The organism is Echinicola sediminis (genome assembly GCF_054777495.1).
The window spans coordinates 21,796-27,795 of sequence record NZ_BAAHAP010000073.1 but is presented as its reverse complement, the minus strand read 5'-3'; the positions used below and the strand labels follow the sequence as shown (position 1 = coordinate 27,795).

General features: G+C 47.4%; 5 protein-coding genes. 2 read left to right on the top strand and 3 right to left on the bottom strand.

Going from position 1 to position 6,000, the window contains the following annotated elements; all coding sequences use genetic code 11:
* Positions 1–357 precede the first annotated feature (357 nt).
* From ACYVAA_RS16725 to ACYVAA_RS16715, 3 genes are all read right to left on the bottom strand, one after another.
* Positions 358–1,368 carry a zinc-binding alcohol dehydrogenase family protein gene (locus tag ACYVAA_RS16725; protein ID WP_460543848.1) on the bottom strand — a complete coding sequence of 337 codons (1,011 nt, stop codon included), beginning with the start codon at positions 1,366–1,368 and terminating at the stop codon, positions 358–360.
* A gap of 91 nt (positions 1,369–1,459) precedes the next feature.
* Entirely contained in the window at positions 1,460–2,755 is a 1,296-nt protein-coding gene (fucP, locus tag ACYVAA_RS16720; RefSeq protein WP_460543845.1) for a sugar MFS transporter, read from the bottom strand.
* 30 nt (positions 2,756–2,785) lie between these two features.
* Positions 2,786–3,820: an aldo/keto reductase gene (locus ACYVAA_RS16715; RefSeq protein WP_460543842.1), complete on the bottom strand. Its 1,035-nt coding sequence runs from the start codon at positions 3,818–3,820 to the stop codon at positions 2,786–2,788.
* A gap of 150 nt (positions 3,821–3,970) precedes the next feature.
* On the opposite strand from ACYVAA_RS16715, the gene ACYVAA_RS16710 reads away from it, so the two are divergent.
* Together ACYVAA_RS16710 and ACYVAA_RS16705 are read left to right on the top strand one after the other, a co-directional pair.
* Positions 3,971–4,987, top strand: coding sequence for a LacI family DNA-binding transcriptional regulator (locus ACYVAA_RS16710; RefSeq protein WP_460543839.1), 1,017 nt, complete (start codon positions 3,971–3,973; stop codon positions 4,985–4,987).
* A 128-nt stretch (positions 4,988–5,115) separates the two neighbouring features.
* Complete coding sequence (locus tag ACYVAA_RS16705) at positions 5,116–5,829, top strand: SH3 domain-containing protein (RefSeq protein WP_460543836.1); 714 nt, start codon at positions 5,116–5,118, stop codon at positions 5,827–5,829.
* Positions 5,830–6,000: the final 171 nt, after the last annotated feature.

Below are 6,000 nucleotides of genomic sequence, written 5' to 3'. Positions count from 1 at the left end.
TGGCCTAGATTTTTGGTTCTTTTCATCAATGGAAAAGAACAGAAAACAACAGGAACCTTATAAGATTTGGTTATGTGCAACATTGCGGATACACAGATAATATTATCCGTAATTACATTAGAAAAGTTTTTTCTCACTGATTTCATAGATCTACCTGGCGGACAGTTGTGAGATATGGTTTTATCATTTATAGCTACTGGTGACTTTGCGGATATACATATTGTTTTAAATACCCGACAGGATTGTGAAGACAGGGGCGCTATTTTTCCCGGTGGATTCTGTCATTACTGGACAGGATCGGGGTTGCTTTTGTTTCCTTATTCATAAAAAAAGTGGGCTTTGAGGCCCACTTTTTTTTTATAAACTTACCATTGCTTTAATGACTTTATTGGCCGGATCCAGCCAGGATTCAAAATCGTCCTTGATCTGATCGAAATCCACCTGATGGGTGATATAGGATTCCGCCTTGACCTTCTTGTCTTTTAAAGCCTTCAATACATTGTCAAAATCCTCCCTGGTAGCATTCCTGCTGCTCATCAGGGTGGACTCCCTTTTATGGAATTCCGGATGGCTGAATTCGATCGGGCCTTTCTGCAGGCCGACCAGGACATAACGGCCTCCATGCGCCATCAGCTCAAAACCATTGTGTATGGCAATAGAACTTCCCGTGGCATCGATCACCGACTCGGCAAAGCTTCCTCCAGTGATCTTTTCGATTTCGGCTTTATAGTCGCCTTTGGCATTCACCGTATGGTCCACGCCCAGCACTTCCCTACAGAATTGCAAGCGGTCTTCATTGATATCCATGGCGATGACTTTCCCTCCTACTATTCGGGCAAACTCCATCACGCCCAATCCTATCGGACCGGCTCCCATCACGATAACAAATTCTCCGGGATTAACACCTGCCCTTCGCACTCCATGGGCACCGATGGCCAAAGGCTCAGCCAGTGCCAACTGCTCCAGTGTCAGGCCCTCCTGCTTCACCAAAGCGGAGGAAGGCACTGAAATGAATTCTTTCATTCCCCCATCCTCATGCACGCCAAAGACACTGATCTTAGCGCAGCAGTTCGGTTTACCAGCTTTGCAGGCCACGCATTCTCCACAGTTGAAATAAGGGATAATGGTCACCAGGTCTCCAGGCTGATACCCTTCTGCACCATCCACCTCCACCAGTTCACCGGACAGCTCGTGCCCCAGCACCCTTGGGTAGTTGAAGAAGGGCTGCGTACCTTCATAGGCATGAAGGTCGGTACCACAGATACCGATACGCTTGATTTTTATGATGGCCTTTCCAGGCTCCAGAGCCGGCCTGGAGTCTTCTCCGTATTCAAATACTCCCGGCTCGCTACACGTCAATACTTTCATATGATTACACCAAATTTTTATTCAGGACTTTCTTCACTGAGTTTGTATGGTACAAAAATCAACTTTTACTGCAATCTTCCATCCTGTAGGATCAGGCATGACTGGCCATTGCCGGAATCTCTTTTTTATGCCTATAATGGTACACGCCATAAGCCACCACCATCAGGTAACAGCATGCCGGTACAAAGAAGGAAAACTGGATACTGCCGAGGCTGTCAGAGACAAAACCTTGGATCACGGGGAAAACAGCTCCCCCCAGGATGGCCATGATCAGTCCGGAACCGCCCAGTTTGGTGTCCCTGCCCAGTCCCTCTGCTGCCAGACCATAAATGGTCGGGAACATCAAGGACATACAACCGGAGATGGCTACCAAAGCCACAGCACCTACCATTCCCTGGGCAAAAATCACCACCATGGTCAAGGCAATCGCCAATGATGCCGAGATGGCCATCAGCATGCTTGGACGGATGTATTTCATCAATCCTGTAAACAGGAACCTACTGGCTGTGAAAAGCACGATGGCCGCCATATAATAATCAGAGGCATCACTTTCATTGAGCTGAAGCTCCTGCATGATATAGCGGATGGTAAAAGACCACACACCGATCTGCGCACCCACGTAAAAGAACTGGGTCAGTACCCCGAAAGTATAGTTCTTATTGGCAAAAAGCCGCTTGAAACCATTGGCCAGGGAATCCTGCTCTTCATTTTCAGAAGCGGTGGGCATTTTGGTAAACTTGATCAGCAACCAAACCAATACCAGGAACAAGGCTACCCCCACATAAGTGCTCATCACCGCATCCAGTTCCGCTTGCCTTACCTGCTGCAACTGCTCCGCGGTCATCTGGCTCCGCTCGTCGGCTTCTGCCACGTTCAGTTGAGAGAGGATAAACAATTTGCTGAGCAGCACCCCGATGATGGAGCCTACCGGGTTAAAAGATTGGGCCAAATTCAGACGTCTGGTGGCAGAATCCTCCGGTCCCATCACCATGATATAAGGGTTTGCGGAAGTCTCCAATATGGAAAGGCCGCCGGCCAATACATACAGGGCAAACAGGAAGAAGCCATAGGACATCAGGATACTGGCAGGATAGAACAACAGTCCTCCCACGGCAAAAAGCCCGAGTCCCAAGAGTACCCCCGACTTATAGGTATATTTCTTGATATAAATGGCCGCTGGCAGGGCAAGACAGAAGTAGGCGCCGTAAAAGGCCATCTGGATCCAGGAGGTCTGGGTATCCGTCATACTGAGGATCTTCTTGAACGCTGCCAACAGGGTGTCGGTCATGTTATTGGCCAAGCCCCACAGTAAGAAAAGGCTGGTAAGCAAAATAAAGGGCAGCAGTGTCGATTTGGACACCAGTGCCGATTTCGATTGGTTATTCATTTTATATACGGGTAAATTGTTTAGTTCAAATTAAACAGGACTATAGTCATGGAGCAAGTCCCGGTTCCTTAATTCCGACCAAAATTCTTCGGGAAGTGTATTGACCGTGGAATCCACATTTCGCTTCACCTTCTCCGGCTCGGTAGTACTCAGGGCCACACTGGTCACCCCAGGTGCCGATAGGCCAAACTGGACACTGGCATGGGCCGGCGTGATATTGAATTCTTTACACACGGCAAAAAACTTGTCCCTCCACTCAAATTTCGCCCGGTGTTCAGGCATATCCCGCTTGATCAGCTGGTAATCAAAATAGTCTCCTCCTACCAAAAATCCAGAATGGAAAACGGCGGAATTCAAAATCCCCACACCGTCATCGGCCAGTTGTTGCATAAAGGCCAATAAATCCTGAGGGTGGGACATGATGGTCATGCTATTGGCAATCATCACCCAATCGAGCTTGATATGCTTGTAAATCCTTGGAATCACTTTCCAGTCTTTCGCTCCGACGCCGATACCCTTGACCAAACCTTGCTTCTTCAGGTCTTCCAAAGCCCTGTAAGCTTCTAGGATATCATTGAATAAGGCCTTTTCTTCCTCTTCATTGGTCGCCTTAGCGAGGTATTCGTCCGGATCATGAACCGAGGCCAATTGCGTGGAATACCCTTGCAGCAGTTGATTGCCTTCCTCAAAACACTCCAAAATCCCTTTATAACTGATTTTCTGTACAGCGTCATGCTTCAGGTCCCTCCAAATTCCTTTCTCAAACTGGGGCTCTTCGGTGAGCAAGGGAGCCCTTACCCAGCCAAGTTTGTTGCTCACAACGACTTGGTCCTTGGGTACACCCAGCGCATTAAGCGCAGTGCCCAAAGACTCCAAGGCCAAACCGGCCCCGTATTTTCCTGCTGAATCAAAGAATGTTTGTGGCTGTGTGTAACGGATGCTCTCTGCAACGATCTCCTGCTTCACTTTGGGATCCAGGGCGGTAAATAAATTGCCCAATGCACTGGTGCCAAAAATGATAGCAGGCACCTGAATCCCGGTGTTACCTAAGGGTTGTAATGTCATTTCTTAATTAGTTATTTTAGGAAAAGGACACCAAGATAATTAATAATCCGCTGAAAAAAACAGTTCTAACGCCAGATATTCAAGCCTTTCAACCTGCAAAGCTTTGCGAAAAGGTTTGCGGGTTGAAAATAATTTAAATTAATTTGTTACATGAAAAAGAAGCGGGTCACACTGAAAGATTTGGCCAAAGAAATAGGGGTTTCCATTTCCACCGTATCGAGGGCTCTCAAAGATCATCCGGACATCGATAAAGTCCTGACCAAAAAAATTCAGGCCTTGGCCCAAAAGTGGAACTATATCCCCAACCCTTTGGCCATGGGACTGCTGCGGCAACAAACCCGGGTAATTGGGGTGATCGTTCCGGATCTGGTCACTTACTTTTTCTCCTCCATCATCGCGGGCATCGAAGATGAGCTGCAGCAAGCGGGGTATTATATTGTGATTTCCTCCTCCAAAGAATCCCTCCAAAAAGAAATCGAATGTGTCAACAACCTGCTGAACCTGAGGATTGACGGGCTGATCGTATGCCTGGCCCAGAACAGCAATACCACGGAACACTTCCAAAAAGTCCTGGACCATGAGGTTCCCCTGGTCTTCTTTGACAGGATTTGTCTCGAAAAACAGGTTTCCACCGTGGTAGTGGACAATGTCTCCATGGCCAAGGACATCACCACGCACTTTCATGCCAACGGGGCCAGGAAAATAGCGCACATTACCGGCCCAAAGCACCTGAACATTGTAAAGGAAAGGGCAGAAGGCTATCTCCAAGGGCTGGAAGAAACCGGCATCCCCTTTGACAAAAAATACCTTGTCCATACGGACCTATCACCTGGCAAAGCAGCGACCGCCATCCGTAAACTGCTGAACTTGCCCGAAAGACCCGATGCCATCCTCGGGGTCAACGACACCGTAATCTTTGCCGCCATGAAGGAGATCAAAAACAGCGGTTTCAAGATCCCCGATGACATTCTGCTGGCGGGATTCTCAGACGAGTTCCATGCCACTGTGGTCGAGCCCAACCTCACTTCCGTAGCCCACCCTACTTATGATATTGGTCGAAATGCCGCCAAGGTGATTTTAGAACAAATCTACGAGGGAAGGCCGATTCAGAAAAAAATTGTGTTGAATGCCCAGTTACATATCAGGGAATCCTCTGTCAGAAAGTAAGACCTCCGTCAGGAAAACCCTCCCAACCCATTGAAAAACAATTAGTTTTATGTAAATTACAATTACCTTGCTTAGACCTATGCCTTGATCCTTGTTTCGGTAGATTATTCACCAAAACCGCTATCATTATGAAAAAGGCATGTCTTCTCCTTTTCTCACTGCTGCTCTGTCTAGGCTTATCTGCCAAAGATTTTAAGGCAGGCACCTCCGTTTACGTGATCAATTATCTGGGTACGGAATTAAAATCACGGCCCAGTGAAAATGCAAGGACCATCTCCTCCCTGGTCCCCGGAGAAAGGTTGGAAATCCTCCACAGCACCCAGAAATCCGCTTCCCAAAAAGTCCATATGCAACTTGAACTGACTGGTACCTGGCTCGAGGTAAAAAGGAAGGATCAAAGCGGATACGTCTTCAGCGGAGACCTCTCCGATATCCCTCCCTCCTTATCCCCCAACCAACCTACCACAACGTTCCCACAACTTCTTGGCAAAAAACAGGGCACCAAAGAAGCCAAAGATACGGTGGAACTGTATGGTAAAAACTACCCTGTTTCCAGCAAGGTCACCCTATTTGAAAACGCTACGTATACGGTCTCAGCCTACCAAGACTGTTTTTCCCATATTTACACCTTTGATAAGCTCTCCTTCAATGAAGTCTTCCACCACATGCGTAACGGCCATCTGTTGTTCGATGAAAACAGCGGGGATTTTATCGCTCCCCGATTGATCAAAAGAAACGAAACCACCTTGGTTTTTCAGCTCCCTGACTCAGACAATGAGATTAGGCTGGTCATCCAAAAAAACGGAAGTATCGACATACAGCAGTTCAGCTGCCATGGATAAAGGCCTATCTAATTTGCAATAGGGATACCGTAAATCTTAATACGGTTCCGGATTGCAAATCCGGAACAGCACATATATAAATTCTGAATAGCTTCGATGCAAATCTGGAACAGCTCCGTGACTCGATCATGCCTTAGATTTAGTGTATAAAATCGGTATATTGTTAACAAA

Bases quoted from the DNA above. Each gene is read 5' to 3' on its own strand.
- ACYVAA_RS16725 (WP_460543848.1), bottom strand. From the start codon at position 1,368: ATGAAAGTATTGACGTGTAGCGAGCCGGGAGTATTTGAATACGGAGAA.
- fucP (WP_460543845.1), bottom strand. From the start codon at position 2,755: ATGAATAACCAATCGAAATCGGCACTGGTGTCCAAATCGACACTGCTG.
- ACYVAA_RS16715 (WP_460543842.1), bottom strand. From the start codon at position 3,820: ATGACATTACAACCCTTAGGTAACACCGGGATTCAGGTGCCTGCTATC.
- ACYVAA_RS16710 (WP_460543839.1), top strand. From the start codon at position 3,971: ATGAAAAAGAAGCGGGTCACACTGAAAGATTTGGCCAAAGAAATAGGG.
- ACYVAA_RS16705 (WP_460543836.1), top strand. From the start codon at position 5,116: ATGAAAAAGGCATGTCTTCTCCTTTTCTCACTGCTGCTCTGTCTAGGC.